Origin of the sequence: Marinobacter sp. (genome assembly GCF_965229985.1) — a bacterium.
Classification (GTDB): Bacteria; Pseudomonadota; Gammaproteobacteria; order Pseudomonadales; family Oleiphilaceae; genus Marinobacter.
In genome coordinates this window covers 3,163,146-3,178,775 of record NZ_OZ245935.1, presented here as the reverse complement: position 1 = coordinate 3,178,775, position 15,630 = coordinate 3,163,146, and the positions used below count along the sequence as shown (strand labels likewise).

The 15,630-nt window shown below is 59.5% G+C and carries 13 protein-coding genes; 5 read left to right on the top strand and 8 right to left on the bottom strand.

Annotated elements, in window-relative coordinates; genetic code table 11:
- Nucleotides 1-13 precede the first annotated feature (13 nt).
- The 7 genes from ACO06L_RS14465 to ACO06L_RS14435 form a co-directional block, all read right to left on the bottom strand.
- Complete coding sequence (locus ACO06L_RS14465) at nt 14-793, bottom strand: 3-hydroxybutyrate dehydrogenase (RefSeq protein ID WP_064229385.1); 780 nt, start codon at nt 791-793, stop codon at nt 14-16.
- 13 nt (nt 794-806) lie between these two features.
- Entirely contained in the window at nt 807-2,171 is a 1,365-nt protein-coding gene (locus tag ACO06L_RS14460) for a TRAP transporter large permease (protein ID WP_064229386.1), read from the bottom strand.
- The gene (locus ACO06L_RS14455) at nt 2,171-2,809 is read right to left on the bottom strand and encodes a TRAP transporter small permease subunit (protein WP_064229387.1); all 639 of its coding nucleotides are present in this window, start codon (nt 2,807-2,809) and stop codon (nt 2,171-2,173) included. The genes ACO06L_RS14460 and ACO06L_RS14455 overlap by 1 nt, the downstream gene beginning before the upstream one ends.
- A 116-nt stretch (nt 2,810-2,925) precedes the next feature.
- Nucleotides 2,926-3,978 (bottom strand): TRAP transporter substrate-binding protein, encoded by a 1,053-nt coding sequence (locus ACO06L_RS14450; protein ID WP_064229388.1) that lies wholly within the window; start codon nt 3,976-3,978, stop codon nt 2,926-2,928.
- Nucleotides 3,979-4,301: 323 nt separating this feature from the next.
- Nucleotides 4,302-5,714, bottom strand: a complete 1,413-nt coding sequence (locus tag ACO06L_RS14445) for a sigma-54 interaction domain-containing protein (RefSeq protein ID WP_064230076.1) — start codon at nt 5,712-5,714, stop codon at nt 4,302-4,304.
- Between the two features lie 142 nt (nt 5,715-5,856).
- A complete protein-coding gene (locus ACO06L_RS14440; RefSeq protein ID WP_202346293.1) occupies nt 5,857-7,965 on the bottom strand; it encodes a 3-hydroxybutyrate oligomer hydrolase family protein in 2,109 nt (702 codons plus the stop codon).
- A 273-nt stretch (nt 7,966-8,238) separates the two neighbouring features.
- Nucleotides 8,239-9,312 carry a GlxA family transcriptional regulator gene (locus ACO06L_RS14435; protein ID WP_202346292.1) on the bottom strand — a complete coding sequence of 358 codons (1,074 nt, stop codon included), beginning with the start codon at nt 9,310-9,312 and terminating at the stop codon, nt 8,239-8,241.
- Nucleotides 9,313-9,445: 133 nt separating this feature from the next.
- Here ACO06L_RS14435 and ACO06L_RS14430 point away from each other — a divergent pair, with 133 nt between their 5' ends.
- The 3 genes from ACO06L_RS14430 (at nt 9,446) to ACO06L_RS14420 (ending at nt 12,295) form a co-directional block, all read left to right on the top strand.
- A complete protein-coding gene (locus ACO06L_RS14430) occupies nt 9,446-10,543 on the top strand; it encodes a class I SAM-dependent methyltransferase (RefSeq protein ID WP_064229389.1) in 1,098 nt (365 codons plus the stop codon).
- Complete coding sequence (locus tag ACO06L_RS14425; protein WP_202346291.1) at nt 10,540-11,301, top strand: methyltransferase family protein; 762 nt, start codon at nt 10,540-10,542, stop codon at nt 11,299-11,301. Before ACO06L_RS14430 ends, ACO06L_RS14425 begins: the two co-directional genes overlap by 4 nt.
- Before the next feature lie 76 nt (nt 11,302-11,377).
- A complete protein-coding gene (locus ACO06L_RS14420; protein ID WP_202346290.1) occupies nt 11,378-12,295 on the top strand; it encodes an alpha/beta hydrolase in 918 nt (305 codons plus the stop codon).
- Nucleotides 12,296-12,306: 11 nt separating this feature from the next.
- Here the strand turns inward: ACO06L_RS14420 and ACO06L_RS14415 are convergent, their stop codons facing one another.
- Nucleotides 12,307-12,669 (bottom strand): DUF6164 family protein, encoded by a 363-nt coding sequence (locus tag ACO06L_RS14415; RefSeq protein WP_064229392.1) that lies wholly within the window; start codon nt 12,667-12,669, stop codon nt 12,307-12,309.
- 96 nt (nt 12,670-12,765) lie between these two features.
- On the opposite strand from ACO06L_RS14415, the gene ACO06L_RS14410 reads away from it, so the two are divergent.
- Complete coding sequence (locus ACO06L_RS14410; RefSeq protein WP_202346289.1) at nt 12,766-14,175, top strand: DUF2868 domain-containing protein; 1,410 nt, start codon at nt 12,766-12,768, stop codon at nt 14,173-14,175.
- Nucleotides 14,172-15,602: a GTPase/DUF3482 domain-containing protein gene (locus tag ACO06L_RS14405; RefSeq protein WP_202346288.1), complete on the top strand. Its 1,431-nt coding sequence runs from the start codon at nt 14,172-14,174 to the stop codon at nt 15,600-15,602. Before ACO06L_RS14410 ends, ACO06L_RS14405 begins: the two co-directional genes overlap by 4 nt.
- Nucleotides 15,603-15,630: the final 28 nt, after the last annotated feature.

Genomic DNA, 15,630 nt, shown 5'->3' with positions numbered 1-15,630 from the left:
TATCTCCTGAATGTTACTGCATATGCCAGCCGTGACTGACCACGATGGACTGGCCAGTCAAAGCCGCAGAGGGGAATGCAGCCAGATGAACCGCCAACTCTGCCACGTCTTCCAGGGTGGTGAATTCGCCGTCCACGGTGTTCTTGAGCATAACTTTACTGATCACTTCCTCTTCGGAAATGCCCAGCTCCTTGGCCTGCTCCGGAATCTGCTTGTCCACCAGAGGGGTGCGCACAAACCCGGGGCAGATGATATTGCTCCGCACCCCGTGTTCCGCACCCTCTTTCGCCACCGCCCTGCACAATCCCAGCATGCCGTGTTTGGCAGCCACATACGGGGCTTTCAGGGGAGAGGCCTCCAGAGAGTGCACCGACCCCATGTAGAGCATGGTGCCCCCGCCACTCTCGTACATGTGTTTGAGTGCCGCGCGAGTAACCAGGAATGCGCCATCGAGATGCACATTCATGACTTTGCTCCAATCGGAATAAGCAAGCTTGTGCACCGGGTCGATATGCTGGATGCCGGCGTTCGCGATGGCGATATCCAGACCGCCCCACTGTTTAACCACATAGTTAACGTTTACGTCAACTGCATATTCGTCAGTAACATCCATTTCAAGAGCGATTGCGGTACCGCCGGCCTGTTCGATGGCAGCTACGGTATCCTGTGCCGCCTCGAGCGTGAGATCAGCCACAGCGACCTTGGCTCCCTCGCGGCCATAGGCCTCGGCAATGGCCCGGCCGATGCCGCGACCGGCACCGGTAATCAAGGCAATCCGGTTTTCCAGACGCATTGTTATTGTCTCCTTAGTCGTAAGCCACACTCGGCAGCCAGGTCGCGATCTCCGGAACCACGAACACAATGGCCAGAGCTACCAGCTGGATAATGATGAACGGTATAACGCCACGATAAATATCGGTGACCTTGATCTCCGGCGGGGCGACACCCTTGATGTAGAAGAGCGCGAATCCGACCGGCGGTGTCAGGAATGATGTCTGCAGGCACATGGCAAAAAGGATGGTGAACCACACCAGATCAAAACCAAGCTGCTGCACCACCGGCGCCACCAGCGGCAGGATGATCAAGGTGATCTCGACCCAGTCCAGGAAGAAGCCCAGCAGGAAAACACCCAACAGGATGGTGAGAACCACGCCGTAGGGTCCGAAAGGCAGACCCAACAGGGCGTCTTCAATTACCTGATCGCCACCCAGACCGCGCAGAACGACAGAGAACGCGGTTGCGCCCAGGAAGATGGCAAAGATGAACGCAGCCGTGCGGGTGGTCTGCTGCATGGAAGAGTTGAGCACTTTCAGATTCAGTCGACCAGACATCAGGGCCAACAGCAGAGCGCCCAGCGCGCCTACACCGGAAGCTTCCGTTGGCGTGGCTATGCCGGCAAAAATCGAGCCCAGCACACCCAGGATCAACGCGGCCGTTGGCACAACGGCTTTCGCCACTTCCCAGACGATACCCCAGGTCACTTTCTCGGTGCCCGCCGGTACCGGCGCAATGTGGGGTTGGAGCATGGGGCGAATGATGGCGTATGCCACGTACATGGCACCCAGCATGAGGCCGGGGAAGAAGGCGCCCATGAACAGATCGCCGACCGATGCCTCAGGAACGGCCAGCCGGTCCGCCATCAGCACCAGCATGATGGACGGGGGGATCAGGATACCCAGGGTCCCGGTGGCACAGGCAGTACCCACCGCAAATCCCTTGTCGTACTTGTTCTCCATCATTACCGGCAGGGACAACATGCCGAGGAGTACCACGGAAGCACCGATGATACCGGTGGTCGCAGCCAACAGAACGCCGATCACGATTACGGTAACCGCATAGCCGCCACGAACGGCGCCAAACAGTTTGACCATGCTGTTCATCAGTCGCTCGGCAACGCCGGACTGGTCAAGCATGATACCCATGAAGATAAACATGGGCAGGGCCACAAGGGTTTCACTGCTTACCACCTTCCAGATTCGTTCGGGGACGAGCCCCATGGAGGAGGAGTAGTCGAACCACAGGTTGGCACCAAAATTCTCAACGGCGACGACACCGACAACGGTCCAGATAACCGCGGTGCCGCCCAGTACCCACGCAACCGGATAGCCGGTCATCAGCAGTGCCCCGAAGGTGAGGAACATGCCGATTACAAAAAGGGTTTCAAGCTCCATCAGGACGCATCCTCTTTCTTGTTCTCACCGGATTCGACCCGGACTGGCTTCGGAAAGCCGAAAAGCAGGGCAGTAACTTTCAGCAGACGGGACAGGGCAGCGATAATCAGCAGCACAAAAGACAGCGCCAGAACGCCCTTGAGGATCCAGCGGTAAGGAAGGCCCGCCGGTGCCTGGCTGGTCTCTCCCTGCTCCCAGGAACTCACGGCGTAGGGAATCATCTCGTAGACAGCCAATCCCAGAAACGGCAACAACAGGAACACCAGGCCAAACAGTTCAATCCAGGCCTGGCCCTTGAGCGACAGGCGCTCATGGATGACATCCACCCTGACGTGATCATCAGTTACCAGGGTATAGCCCAGCCCCAACAACCAACCGGCGCCGGCGAGGTGCCACTGGACTTCTTCCAGAGTGACCGACCCCATACCAAAGGCATAGCGACCGACCACGGCGTAAATGATCACTCCGGTGACCACGAACCAGAGCCAGGACGCACTCTTGCCTATTGCAGAGATCACACCGTCCAAAACCTCGCTCAGTCGGGTGGTTGGAAACTCGGTGTGATGATGAATAAATTGACCGGCGTCCGACGCCGATGCATGTACATCGGGCGGTGAGCCTTTATCAGACACTGTCATACAACAGTTCCTCGTTCAGAAAGCCTGCCGTGAAACAAGGATGGCCCCGCAGGGCCATCCAGACTAAATCGATGAGCACCGGAATTGCGTCCGGTGCTCAGGGTCAGCCCCGAACCTTACAGGTCCGCCGGAACATAGGCGCGGGTATCCCACACCTTGTAGGATTCCATGAACTCCTGCTGGCTTTCGTAAACACGCTTGAAGTCAGCATCCTTGGACGCTTCTTCCTCAAGTACTTCCTGTGTTACTTCTTTCAGCTTCAGCAGAACGTCGCGGGGGATCTGGTCGGCCTGAACGCCCTTATCCTGGAACTCAGCCAGAACCTTGCCGTTCTTGTACTCGCCTTCGGCCAGACCACGGGTGGTCGCCGCAGTACAGGAAGCCTCAACCAGCGCCTTCTGTGCCTCGGTGGCACGTGCCCACTCGTCCTTGTTGATCAGCATGTACTGGGCTGTGAACTGCTGGTGCCAGCCCGGGAACAGGTTGTACTTGACGACCTGGTTAAAGCCAAGGATCTGATCGATAGCTGGCATGGAGAATTCGGTGGCATCGATGGTGCCCTTCTCCAGTGCCTGGTAAAGCTCGCCGCCAGGCATCATGGTGACAGAGGCGCCCAGTTTTTCGAGAACCTTGCCGCCGAGGCCGGCGAAGCGGATCTTCAGGCCTTTGTAGTCTTCCAGAGTTTCGATGGGCTCGGAATACCAACCTGCTGTTTCAGGCCCAATGATGCCGCACAGCTGTGCGTGAACGTTGAAGCCTTTATTGGCATAGGTTTCCTGCAGCATTTCATGACCGCCACCGAAGTAATACCAGCCGATGTAGGCAGGTGGCTTCATGCCGAAGGGAACAGCTGCAAACAGAGGGATCGCAGGCACCTTGCCCTGATCGTAGCCGATCCAGGTGTAACCAGCAGAAACCTTGCCGTCTGAGACGGACTGCAGGATATCGAACGGCGGAACCAGCTTGCCGGGCTCATAGACACGGACCTGGATGCTGCCATCGGAAGCGGTGGTGAGGTTATCTGCAACCCAGGCAGCGGGAGAACCGAGGCCAGGAAGGTTGGTAGCGAAGGCTACGGGCATTTTCCAGCGCAGATCGTCAGCAAACGCAGAGCCCGTGGTGAGAGCGATCGCACCGGCCACACCGGTGAGAGCCTTGAGAAGTTTCATTGGCAAGTCTCCTAACATTGTTATTGTATCTGGCCTGGCGCGGATAGCCGGGGCCTGATCTGAGTATAGTCAGAGAATGCAGGAACAGACGGACAGGGTTAATCTTGGGGTCCAACAGTTTGCGTCAGTCTTGTTCTCTGCATTGTTCTGACGTCCTGCGTCCCGGAGATTGCAGGCACTGTGCCAGATTACTTTTTATCTTTTATTTCAATAGATTGGAGAGAATGGAAGACGACTGGGCACACTCAAATGTCCGATAATCAGGACATATTAAGACCTCAGTCGTAGGTAATTGTACGGACGACAGGACATGCGTCCGGGTTTCAGGACAGTCTGGCCAGTTTTTCGTAGAGAACAGACCTGGAGATGCCCAGCAGCTTAGCCGCACGGGTGCGATTGCCCCGGCTGGCAACGAGGGCTTCCTCAATGGCATGGGCTTCGGCTTCTGCCAGAGTCTGCGACAGCGGCCGGACCGGTTGAGGGGTCAGGGAAGACACCGGGCGGTTACCATTGCGCGGCAATACCTTGAAGATAGCGTCTGCATCGAGCAGGCCTCCTTCCTCCCCCATGGTCAGGGCTCGCTCAAGCACGTTCCGAAGCTCCCGGATATTGCCGGGCCAATCATAACTGCCCAGGGCCGAGACACCCGCGTCGGTGATTTCACCGCGCAGCTCAAGGCCTTCACAGATCTCTTCCAACAACGCTTCACACAACACGCCAAGATCTGCCAGGCGATCCCTCAGCGGTGGTATCGGAATTTCGAGAACATTAAGGCGGTAATAGAGATCCGACCGGAACTCGCCCTCGGCGATCATGACCTCAAGATTTCGACTGGTGGCCGCAATAACCCGGACATCCACCGGAACCACCTTGTTGGAGCCCAGCGGTTCAATCTCGCCTTCCTGAAGCGCACGTAACAGCTTCGCCTGCAGCGGCAGAGGCATATCACCCACTTCGTCGAGAAACAGCGTGCCGCCATTGGCCAGCTGGAACTTGCCGTCCCGGGTACGACGGTCAGCACCGGTGTAAGCCCCCGGAGCGACCCCGAAAAACTCTGCTTCCAGGAGGTTATCCGGAATAGCCGCGACGTTGACACCTACGAATGGTTTCTCCGCCCGGGCCGATACCGTATGAATGGCCTGGGCCAGGACCTCTTTGCCGGTGCCGGTTTCGCCCAGCAGAAGCACCGGCATGTCTCGCCCGGCCGCCAGACGGGCCCTCCGCTTGACTTCCAGGGCCGCCGGGCTGGCCCCGACAAAATCGCCAAGGCTGTACCGGGTGCCGCGAGATTTCTTGGCCAGCGCCTTACGGGCCGCCGCCAGATCCTGATGCAGACGCCGGTACTTGGAAACCAGCGGGGTCAGAGGTTGCAGGTCGTCGTAAAGGACGAACGCAACCCCGCCCACGATCTCGCCGTCATCGTCAAAATAGGGCAGTCGAGTTACAACCAGCTGTTGCTGATTGTGCTCCATGATATCCAACAACAGGGGCTTGCCGGTTTCAACGACCTCAGGCATTCGCGTCTGGGGAATCACCTGACGCACCGGTTTGCCAATGACCTTTGACGGATCGCCCAGGCCAAGCAGATGGGAATAGCTACTGTTGATCCAGGTAATCCGGGCATTCCGGTCGACAGCAATCGCGCCGGCACTGGCTTCCTCAAACATCGGAAACAGGGCTTCGATCAGGTCCCGGGTCAGGCCACTCTTGTTCTTGTCAGAAAACAGCTCTGTCATGTACCGCGCACCAACGGGTCGAATGTCATTCATGGTATTAACCCTGGCACCCGGCAGGCCGGGTGCAGTCACGGAAGTATATGGGGCCCCCGGACCGGGGGCAAACGAAGCCGGCCCGATAGCAGGCCGGCCGGTGGCACGTTTATTCCGGAATCCGGACCTGGTTGTCTTCAAAGACAATCTGGTCTGCGGCATCCGGCTCGGGATTGATCGCCGGCAGGTTGGCTTCCGCCAGTGGTGTCGTGATGTCGCCCCGGGGCACAGTGCGAACCACCTGGCTGGGCGGCAATGCCTGCTTTTCGGTCAGCTTGGCCCAGACCAGATCCAGCGCCTGGAAGTAGTAGTGGTGCAGCGGCACATAGCGGTCAGCAACTCCCGGGAAACCATTGAGCACGTCCAGGTGGTGGGCGTTGAGAATCTCGTAATACCGAAGGTTGCTTTTCTTACCTTCCACTCGCTGATTCAGGCCGAAATAGGGCCTGGACGTGTGGTTGATTGGCAGGATTGCATCGGCACGACCGGTGACAAAGACCGTCGGTTTGCCCTGCAGATTACCCGAGGCACGGACCTCGGCAATACCCTCGGCAATAGCCGTTGCCAGTTCGGCGTCGGAACCTTCCAGATCAGCCCCGCTAATGGCGTCGCTGCCCTGGGCAAGGCTCCGGAGGCACAACAGTGCATCCAGGCCATAGTCCAGTTGATTGGAGCTCGGTGAAGCACTGGCAGGCAGGTTGGTGGGCTGACCATCGGCGCCATCGTACACAATGTTCACCCCGGCGGACGGCGGAATGCCATTGCTGGCCGAAAACAGTGCCGCCTCAACTGAAGGCGACAACTGGGTTACGGCTCCGGCGGTATTGGTTGCCGCCAGACTGAGCTGACAGATACGATCTTCCACACCAGCCCGGCCATAGGCGTTGGCATAGGTCATGGCAATGCTCGGAGCCACGGCCAACCCGAAGTGCACCGGCGCCAGCAGATTCTGCTCCGGCTGAATACCAAACTCCTCGTTCAGGATGCGCAGCGCGTCGGTGGCCCGGTCATCCAGAGTGGCACCGCTCACCAGACCCTTGTTGGCAAGGGAGTTACAGATATTCTCGCCGATTGCGGGGGGATTGAAGGTGGCATTCAATGGCGCATCGTCCCGGATCGCCGGTGCCTGGTTGGCACAACCCTGATAGACGGCAAGGGCCGTGGTGTAATCCAGCAGGCTCCGACTGTGCTCGGTAATAACCGGGCCTTCGCCCTGGCGAATGGTAAAGCTCCGGTCCACTTCCGGATTCACGTTGGGCTCGGACACCGCAACACCGTCAATCAGGCCGCGAGTGTCCTGCTCGGCAGCACGAACTGAAGAACCACCGCCGTTGGAGACACTGGAAGCAATAACCACGGTGTTCTTGGGATTGATGGTCAGCAGCGTTTCGCCGTTGCCCAGTTCCCGGCCAAACTTTTCGTTCAGCACATAAAAGCCGAATTCAATGGACTGCAACACGTGCAGGCCCCAGTCGGCTTCCGGGTTGGCTTTGGAGTGTGCGTGCTTGTAGGCAAAACGATCCGGCCAGGCACTGTCGAAGTCTGCTCGCTGTTCATCGGTCAGATCCGCCCGGAACTGCACTGGCTCATCGGCAGAGGTAAGCGTGCCATCAATGCGCTGGGCAGTGTTGGTGGCCAGGTTATGGGAGCCGGTCCCGGTACCCTTGTCAGTGTAGACAACGGCGCACCCTTTTTTCAGACCCCATTCGCCGGCGGTACCGATGGCGCCATAGATGCCACGGGAGCCCGAGGACGGCGCAGTGACCATGCAGGGGCGATCAGGATCAAAGCTATCGGGCACCTGGGCCATGACCGTCACCGGCACGTCGGTACCCGGCACCGCCATGTAGGCAAGGTATTCGTCGCCCGGAATCAGACCTTCACCGCTGGCGTCGACCTGCGGGCCGAAGAAGGTGCCGTAACCACCGCCGGGAGCGGTATCCACCAACGCGCGGTAATTGTTATAGATCGCCAATCGACGGAGTTCGGCGGCTGTAGGATTCAAAGGCTCGGCAAACGCAGGCGCGGGCGTAGTGGCCAGACCGCTGGCACCCAGGCCTGCGGTTAACAGGTCATCGGTAACACCGTCGTAGCTGGTCTGGTTTACGTCGCCCTGGATAAAGTCAGGGATCTCGTTGAAGGGTGGTTTTCCATCCTTGCAGGCAGTCAGGGTCATCCCCGTGGCGCCGATCAGGGCGCAGAGCATTATTCGTTTCATGATCGTTCCTTGTTTGTTGTTGTAAACGAACAGACCAGGCCTCAAGCCGGGCCCCGGGAACGCCATGCGGATCCTGTGCCAACCAGGTATCCTTTTGATTTATATAATCTTAATCCACCTTTTGGTTTCGAGAAGAGTAATTGTTCCGGATTTCCGGACAGTCAATAGCGAATCAATAAACGAGAAATGGCGCAGTATAGGGCCTGGAGCAATCTGTCCCGAAACTCGGACACTGTATGGAATGTCGGACAATCAGGCTCTTAACCCCAACGTTCAGTGAGGTGATAACCACCCGATACCACCGAATTTCCGTCGATACTGCGCCGGTGTCAGGCCAACACGTTGCTGGAACTTCCGACTGAAAAAGGCGGCGTCCTGATATCCCACCATCTCTGCCACCGCTTCCACCGAAACCTTGCTGGTTTCCAGAATCTGCTTGGCCTCCTCCAGCCTGAGCGTCAGGACGTATTCAATCGGCGTCATTCCGGTCGCCTGCCGGAACCGGCGATTGAAAGAACGCTCGCTCAGACCACTGAGTGACATCATGCCAGCGACCGGAGAAGGTTGATCGTAGTGATAGGCCAGCCATTGCTGGCATTGGGCGATGATCGCATCGTCAGACTGGCGCTGATGGCTTACAGATGCGAAGGGCTGCTGTCCGGTTTCGTGCCACTCGATCAGGTGCACCTTGGCAACGCGGATTGCTTCCGCCTGGCTGCAAAACCGGGCGATCAGGTACAGCCCCAGATCCATCCATGACGTCCCGCCGCCTGACATGATCAGTCGCTGACCGGAACCGGAGGCCACCAGTGCCCGCTCCGGATGCATCCGGACCCCCGGGTAACGCTTTGCCATGAAATCACAGAAGCCCCAGTGTGTGGTCGCGTCCTCACCCGACAGCAAACCGGCCTCGCCGAGAAGCACGGCCCCGGTACAGGCGGTGGCAATAAGTCCGCCCCGGTGCCAATAGTCATTCAGCCATTGAGTTTCGCGTAGAAACAGATCGCCGGGACCGGCAGCAGGGTCGAACACCACTTCGAGAATACAGAGCGCATCGGGACAGTAGTCCTCATCCAGACGCTTTGCTGGCTTGACCCAGCCTCCATTGGCAAGCTCCATTGGCGCCCCGTCCAACGACACAATAGAAGCGTTGATCAGGCCGGCCCCGGGCGTTCCCTGCATCAGGAAATCCCAGTCACGTCCCGCAGAAGTAAGAAGTTCCTGCATACCGTAAATCGGCGACGCTGTTGCCTGGGGAACGGCAAGTATACCGACCTCCAGAGGACGTCCGGGTGACCCCGGCTTGTTCGATTCCAATGTCTTGCCCTCCTGTTCAGCCACGATCATAAAACCATCCAGATGCGATGACCACCTGGCCGATTTGACCAGTAATTGACCGATTTCGCTGAAGGGCGCCCGCGCCGAAATGTTCAGTATGGACGCGCACCAACCAGACTACGTCAATCAAGGAGAACGCGTCATGAATGCACCACTTTCAGTTTCTGCACCTACACGTACACCCGAACAGTTTGGAGACCGTTTCGCCAGTATGGTGAATCACGCCGCAATCGTGGCGATGAGCTCACTGGGGCACCGGCTCGGGCTGTTCGATACCCTGGCCAGCCTACCTGCGGCCACATGCGGTCAGATCGCGGAAGCCGCAGGGCTGGCCGAGCGATATGTCAGGGAATGGCTGTCGGTGATGGTTACAGGCGACATCGTGGACTATCACCCGGTTGACAAAACCTTCGCCCTGGATCCAGCCCACGCCGCCTGCCTGACCCGCAGCGCCACCCCCAATAACCTGGCAGTGACCGCCAGGTTCATTCCCCTGATCAGCAGCATGGAAACAGACCTGCTCGATTGTTTCCGGACCGGTCGCGGGCTGCCCTACGATGCTTACCCCTGCTTCCACGACGTTATGGCGGAAGACAGCCATCAGACCGTCGTCAGCGCTCTGTTCGATCACATCCTGCCCCTGGTTCCGGGATTATCAGATCGATTGGCGAATGGCATTTCTGTGCTGGATGCCGGCTGCGGAAGAGGTCTGGCGCTTCTGAGCCTCGCCCGGGCTTTCCCCGACAGCCGGTTCACCGGCTTCGATCTGTGTGAGGAGGCGTTCCTACCCACCCGGGAAAAAGCCCGTTCCCTGGGGCTGACCAATCTGACGTTTGAAGCCAGGGATCTTCGGGACTTCCGCGCCCCTGCCGGGTATGACCTGATCACCACCTTTGATGCTGTTCATGACCAGGCAGACCCGGCGGCCCTGCTTAGCGGCATCTCCGGAGCCCTTCGGCCCGGCGGGGTCTACCTGATGCAGGATATCGCCGGCTCCAGCTTTCTAGAGAAAAACCTTGAGCATCCCCTTGGCCCGCTGCTGTACACCATATCCTGCGCCCACTGTACGCCGGTTTCACTCGCCCAGGGCGGACCCGGACTGGGCACACTCTGGGGCGAAGAGAAGGCGGAACTGATGCTTCGCCAGGCCGGTTTTCGCCACATAGTCTCCAGGCGCCTGGACCACGATCCGTTCAACGTCTATTTCATCGCCCGCAACGAGGAGGAAAGCGGATCATGAAAAAATGTTTCTTCGGGCTCTATGCACTGCTCGCCTATGGCGTGGGTTTTTCCTCATTACTGGCGTTGATGGCCTTCCTGCTCAATCTGATGCCTCTGGGCATCGACAAGGGCACAGCGGGCAACGAAATGTTTGCCACATTCGCAAACACCCTGCTTTTGATGGCCTATTTCGCGTTGCACTCGGTAATGGCGCGTCCGGCCTTCAAGGCACGTTGGACGCGTCTGATTCCGCCGGTTCTGGAGCGGAGTACCTATGTACTGGTCTCGGGCCTGACCCTCGTGGGTGTGATCGCACTGTGGCAGCCGTTGCCGCTGATGCTATGGCAGGCGGAAGCGGGGTGGCTGAGGGGACTGCTTTATGGTCTGCACGGGGCCGGCTGGGTGATCATGGTGTTGGCCACATTCCACATCAATCACCTCGATTTCTTCGGCCTCGGCCCGGTCTGGCGGCATCTTCGCCGCCAGCCGCCCAGGGAAGCACCATTTTCGGCCAGGTACCTGTACGGACTGGTTCGCCATCCCATCAGTCTTGGCTGGATGGTCGTATTCTGGGCAACTCCGGACGTGACTCTCGGCCATGCCCTGATGGCGACCCTGGCAACAGCCTACATCCTGGTCATCACGCCGGTGGAAGAAAGGGATCTCAAGCAAGCGATTGGGCCGGCCTATCACACCTATCGGGAACGGGTGCCGGCTTTCATTCCTTCATTTCGACTTCCGCGGGGCAAAACAGAGTCACGCCAGACACAAATCTGACCGTTCCGCATCCACGAGCCCTGAGCGGTCGTAGAATCTGGACACGAATCTGCGACCGCTTCGGGAGAGAAACAGGATGCGCGTATCAAACCACCGCGAAAATGTAAGAACTGGCGTGGTGACAGCGTTGATCGGGAGCCTGTTGGTACTGGCAGGGTGTGCCACCCATCATAACGGGCCTGCCTCGGCTGGCGTCCCGGACGAGGTCGCTTTCCGGGTAGAGAAGGACTTGCGGTTTTCGCCCAGTGATTGGCCAGAAGCGCTCTTCGCCGACCTCTACCTTCCGACCGGGCAAGTCTCACAGCGGCGCTATCCGGTTGTCCTGATGGTTCATGGGGGCGGCTGGCAACGCCGATCCCGGGAGGACATGGCCTGGATCGCCGAAGAGGTGGCCAGTCACGGTTTCGCGGTAATGAACATCGATTACCGGTTCGCGCCGGAATACACCTTCCCGGCCCAGCTGCACGACCTGCAACTGGCCCGACAGTGGCTGAACCGGCACGCCGATGAGTATCATCTGAACGTCACCCGGGTGAGCGGTTTCGGTTTCTCCTCCGGCGCCCATCTGATTGCGCTACTGGCCCTGTTGGCAAGCTCCGACAGCGATCTGAACCAGCCCTACGGCGGACCGGAAACCCGATTGAATGCGGTTGTCACCGGTGGCCTGCCTTCCGACCTCATGGCCTTTGGTTCGGGCAAACTGATCCGGCAGTTCCTTGGTGGAGAGCTGCACGAGATGCCGGAAACCTATCGCATGGCGTCCCCGATCAGCCATGTAACCGCCAACGCGCCGCCCTTTTTCCTGTTTCACGGTGCCATGGATATGCTGGTGCCTTTCAGTCAGGCAGAACGTTTCCGGGCAGCTCTTGAGGATCAAAAGATCTACAGCGAACTCTACGAGATGCACCTGCGGGGGCATGTCACCAGCTTCCTGACTGCAGGCGATGCGGTAGACGAGGCGATAGGGTTCCTCGCCCGCCAGCAAGAGGGGTGACGCCCGCGCCGCTAACCTATCCGGATAAACGGCAGCAGGCTCAGGCCCATGATCACCAGAATGGCAATGCAGGCCGCCAGAGTCCGGATTGGCCGCTGCCTGAGCATGAACCAGAAACCGCCGGATTCGCCCCTGGCCAGGTGCTCCTCGTAGGCCCGCCGCTGGGTTTCATAGCGTTGCCGCTGATACTCGTCCAGTAGCGCCCTGGCCCGGGCCGCCTCATCGTCATCGTGCACCCAGAAACCGCCCATGCTGATACCCCAGCGGCTTGGCGGCGTTTCGTAATAGGCCACCTCGTGGGCATCGAACAGAGCACGAATTTCATCGGCCTCGTCATCGGGTACATGGCGCAGGTTCATCAGATGGTGGGGCATGGACTCTCGTTGTCTGGTATCGGGTGCGGGTATCCCTATATCCTAGCACTAAAGCCCGACGGGCCCGACAGACCGAATTCGACACCGGAACCCTGAATGACCGACAGCCCCCTCCGATTGTTGCTGGAGTTTGACAGCCAGGCGCAACGGGACCGATCACAGCCTCCCACCTTCCTGCATCGGCGGGACCGCAAGTTCGCACTGGTGTGTGAAAAGCAGGGCGTGGCCCCGGACGCCGCCCGCTGGCTGGCCCACCTGAACCGGCTCAGCGGACCCCGGGCAACCCCGGCATCCACCGACCGAACCCTGGCAACCTGGCGCCGGATTACCGCTGGCTTTTCAGCGGTGGGGTTGATTGCAGGCATGCTTACCATGGCCGGCCTGCTGTTTTACGATGGAGGCCAACGCATCAACATCACGGTTTTTCTGGCCTTCATAGTTCTGCACCTGGTTCTTGCCCTGTTTACCACCCTGCAATCCCTGGCCGGATGGCAGCCCTGGCGCTGGCTGGCGCGGCGGCTCGGGGCCGATCCTGGCCACGGAATGTTCAGCAAGCTCCAGCCACTGCTGATGGCCAGGGCCGCTCACCTGGGCGGTAGTGCTTTCGCCACCGCCGGTTTGATCACCCTGCTGGCTATGGTCGTCGTTCAGGATCTTGCCTTCGGCTGGAGCACTACACTGGACACCGCTGCCGCGAGCTATCACGGATTAATAAGCACCGTCGCCACGCCCTGGGCCTGGGCCTGGCCGGCAGCCGCCCCGGATCTTGCCCTGGTCGAAGCGACGCGCTTTTTCCGGGCCGGCGACCCAATGGCAAATCCTGATCCGGCCCTGTGGGGCCAATGGTGGCCATTTGTCACCATGCTGTGGACAATTTGGGTTCTGTTGCCACGTCTCATTCTCTGGGGCTTGGCCGCCGTGCAGACACGACAAAAGGCCCGTCGCCTGCTCGCCAGCCACCCGGCCATGCACGCCCTGATGTATCGTATGGAAACACCCGCCCTGGACACTGGCAACAGCCACCATGATGCCGACGACCTGCCGGACACCAGTGCTCGAAGCAATTTGCTACCACTGCCTGACAGCGACATCCTGCTGTGCTGGGCGGGCGCCGGGGAGCCTGAATTGCCAGAGGGGCTTCGCTCGGGCAAGGAGCTCGTGCTTCGGTCGGGCGGCAGCGCCAGCCTCTCGGACGATGACCAGACCCTGAGCCGGATCTCTGAGCACCTGAAAAACCGTTCCAAGGCCGTCATTCTGCTGGTGCGCTGCTGGCAGCCCCCCACTGGTGAACTGCAGGATTTCCTGGAGACAGCCCGTGGCACCTGGCCTCGTGGCTCCCGGGTCGCGCTGGTTCCCCTGGCCGCGGACAGCAACCAGGAACCCGATGCCCACCAGGTTCAGCCCTGGCTCCGGTTTGCCGAGCGGGTTGGCGGCGAGTTCGTTCAGGTTTCGCTGCCCTCCTTCCAGATGCGGGATCCCTATTCAGCAGTTGGGGAGCAGCCATGATTCAAGCGCCTACGTTTGCCGTGGTCGGGCACCCGAACAAGGGCAAGTCCAGTGTGGTGGCCACCCTGTCCCAGAACGATGCCATTGCCATTGCCCTGGAACCCGGCACCACCCGCAAGCACCAGGCCTATCCACTGAAAGTGGATGGGCAGACCCTCTACACCCTGGTCGATACACCCGGTTTCCAGCGCCCACGCAGGGTTTTGGAATGGCTGGAAGCCCACAGTGTCTCCGCCTCTGACCACGCTGACACCGTCAGAGCCTTTGTCACTCAGCATCAGGACGATGGCCGGTTCACCGACGAATGCGAGCTTCTGATGCCTCTGATCGAGGGTGCCGGGATCATTTACGTGGTGGACGGCTCGGTACCCTACAGCGCCGAGCACGAGGCGGAAATGACCATCCTGCGCTGGACCGGCCGTCCGAGTCTGGCATTGATAAACAGCATCGGCGCCGACGATTACAGTGATACCTGGCAGGCTGCTCTAGGCCAGTTCTTCCAAGTTGTTCGCCGATTCGACGCCGTTCGCGCCCCGTTCGAGCAACATCTTGGCCTGTTAAGGGCATTCGGACAGCTGGAACCAGACTGGGAAAGGCCACTGGAACAGGCCACTCACTACCTCTCCGCCCAGCGTCAGCAGCGCCGCCAACAGGCCGCGGCACTGATTGCCAGGGCACTCGAGGACATGATGTCGTTCCAGGAGAAACGAACCCTGACCGCTGGCCAGGCTGCCGGAACCAGTGACGGTTCGCTGGCCGACCAGCTACGCCAGGATTGGTACCGCCATCAGCGGAAGCGGGAACAGACCCTCCGCGTGGATATCGAACACCTGTACCAGCACCAGCGCATCCGACGCCAGGAAGCCGAACTGGAGTGGCACAGTGAGCACGACCTGTTCTCGGAAGACAGCCGCAAAGCCTGGGCCGTCAGCAAGCGCTACCTGGCCACTGCCGGCTTCGGCGCGGGCGCCGTCAGCGGTGCAGGGATCGACGCACTGACCTTCGGTTCCTCCCTTGGAACCGGCGCTCTGGTGGGCGGCCTGATCGGTGCCGCCGGCAGTTATTTCTATGGCGACCGGCTGGCCCTGCCAGCTCTGAACATCGGCGTACTTCGGGACGGATTGAAAACAGCCACCTTCGGCCCTGTACAGGACAGCCAGTTCGGCTATGTTGTATTGGGGCGTGCCGTGGATCACTGGTGGCACATAAGCCACCGGAATCACGCCGGACGGGAACTGCTGGACCTGGAGCCGGCGGACCATCACTGGCTGGAAAACCTCGGGAAAACCAGCCGACAGGACATCCAGAGGGCCTTCGACAAGTGTCGTAAACAGCGCCCCCTCGACGAACGCCAACGGGAGAAGTTCACCTCGGCCATTGAGCGGGCCATGGCTGTTTACGACGATTGGCGGTTGAACCGTACCTGAAAGGGATGTTTATACTAAAAGGCTATTC

What these genes read in the sequence shown, in the direction of transcription:
- ACO06L_RS14430 (WP_064229389.1), top strand. Translation starts at nt 9,446, where the DNA reads ATGAATGCACCACTTTCAGTTTCTGCACCTACACGTACACCCGAACAG.
- ACO06L_RS14465 (WP_064229385.1), bottom strand. Translation starts at nt 793, where the DNA reads ATGCGTCTGGAAAACCGGATTGCCTTGATTACCGGTGCCGGTCGCGGC.
- ACO06L_RS14455 (WP_064229387.1), bottom strand. Translation starts at nt 2,809, where the DNA reads ATGACAGTGTCTGATAAAGGCTCACCGCCCGATGTACATGCATCGGCG.
- ACO06L_RS14405 (WP_202346288.1), top strand. Translation starts at nt 14,172, where the DNA reads ATGATTCAAGCGCCTACGTTTGCCGTGGTCGGGCACCCGAACAAGGGC.
- ACO06L_RS14425 (WP_202346291.1), top strand. Translation starts at nt 10,540, where the DNA reads ATGAAAAAATGTTTCTTCGGGCTCTATGCACTGCTCGCCTATGGCGTG.
- ACO06L_RS14445 (WP_064230076.1), bottom strand. Translation starts at nt 5,714, where the DNA reads ATGACAGAGCTGTTTTCTGACAAGAACAAGAGTGGCCTGACCCGGGAC.
- ACO06L_RS14450 (WP_064229388.1), bottom strand. Translation starts at nt 3,978, where the DNA reads ATGAAACTTCTCAAGGCTCTCACCGGTGTGGCCGGTGCGATCGCTCTC.
- ACO06L_RS14420 (WP_202346290.1), top strand. Translation starts at nt 11,378, where the DNA reads ATGCGCGTATCAAACCACCGCGAAAATGTAAGAACTGGCGTGGTGACA.
- ACO06L_RS14415 (WP_064229392.1), bottom strand. Translation starts at nt 12,669, where the DNA reads ATGCCCCACCATCTGATGAACCTGCGCCATGTACCCGATGACGAGGCC.
- ACO06L_RS14435 (WP_202346292.1), bottom strand. Translation starts at nt 9,312, where the DNA reads ATGATCGTGGCTGAACAGGAGGGCAAGACATTGGAATCGAACAAGCCG.
- ACO06L_RS14460 (WP_064229386.1), bottom strand. Translation starts at nt 2,171, where the DNA reads ATGGAGCTTGAAACCCTTTTTGTAATCGGCATGTTCCTCACCTTCGGG.
- ACO06L_RS14410 (WP_202346289.1), top strand. Translation starts at nt 12,766, where the DNA reads ATGACCGACAGCCCCCTCCGATTGTTGCTGGAGTTTGACAGCCAGGCG.
- ACO06L_RS14440 (WP_202346293.1), bottom strand. Translation starts at nt 7,965, where the DNA reads ATGAAACGAATAATGCTCTGCGCCCTGATCGGCGCCACGGGGATGACC.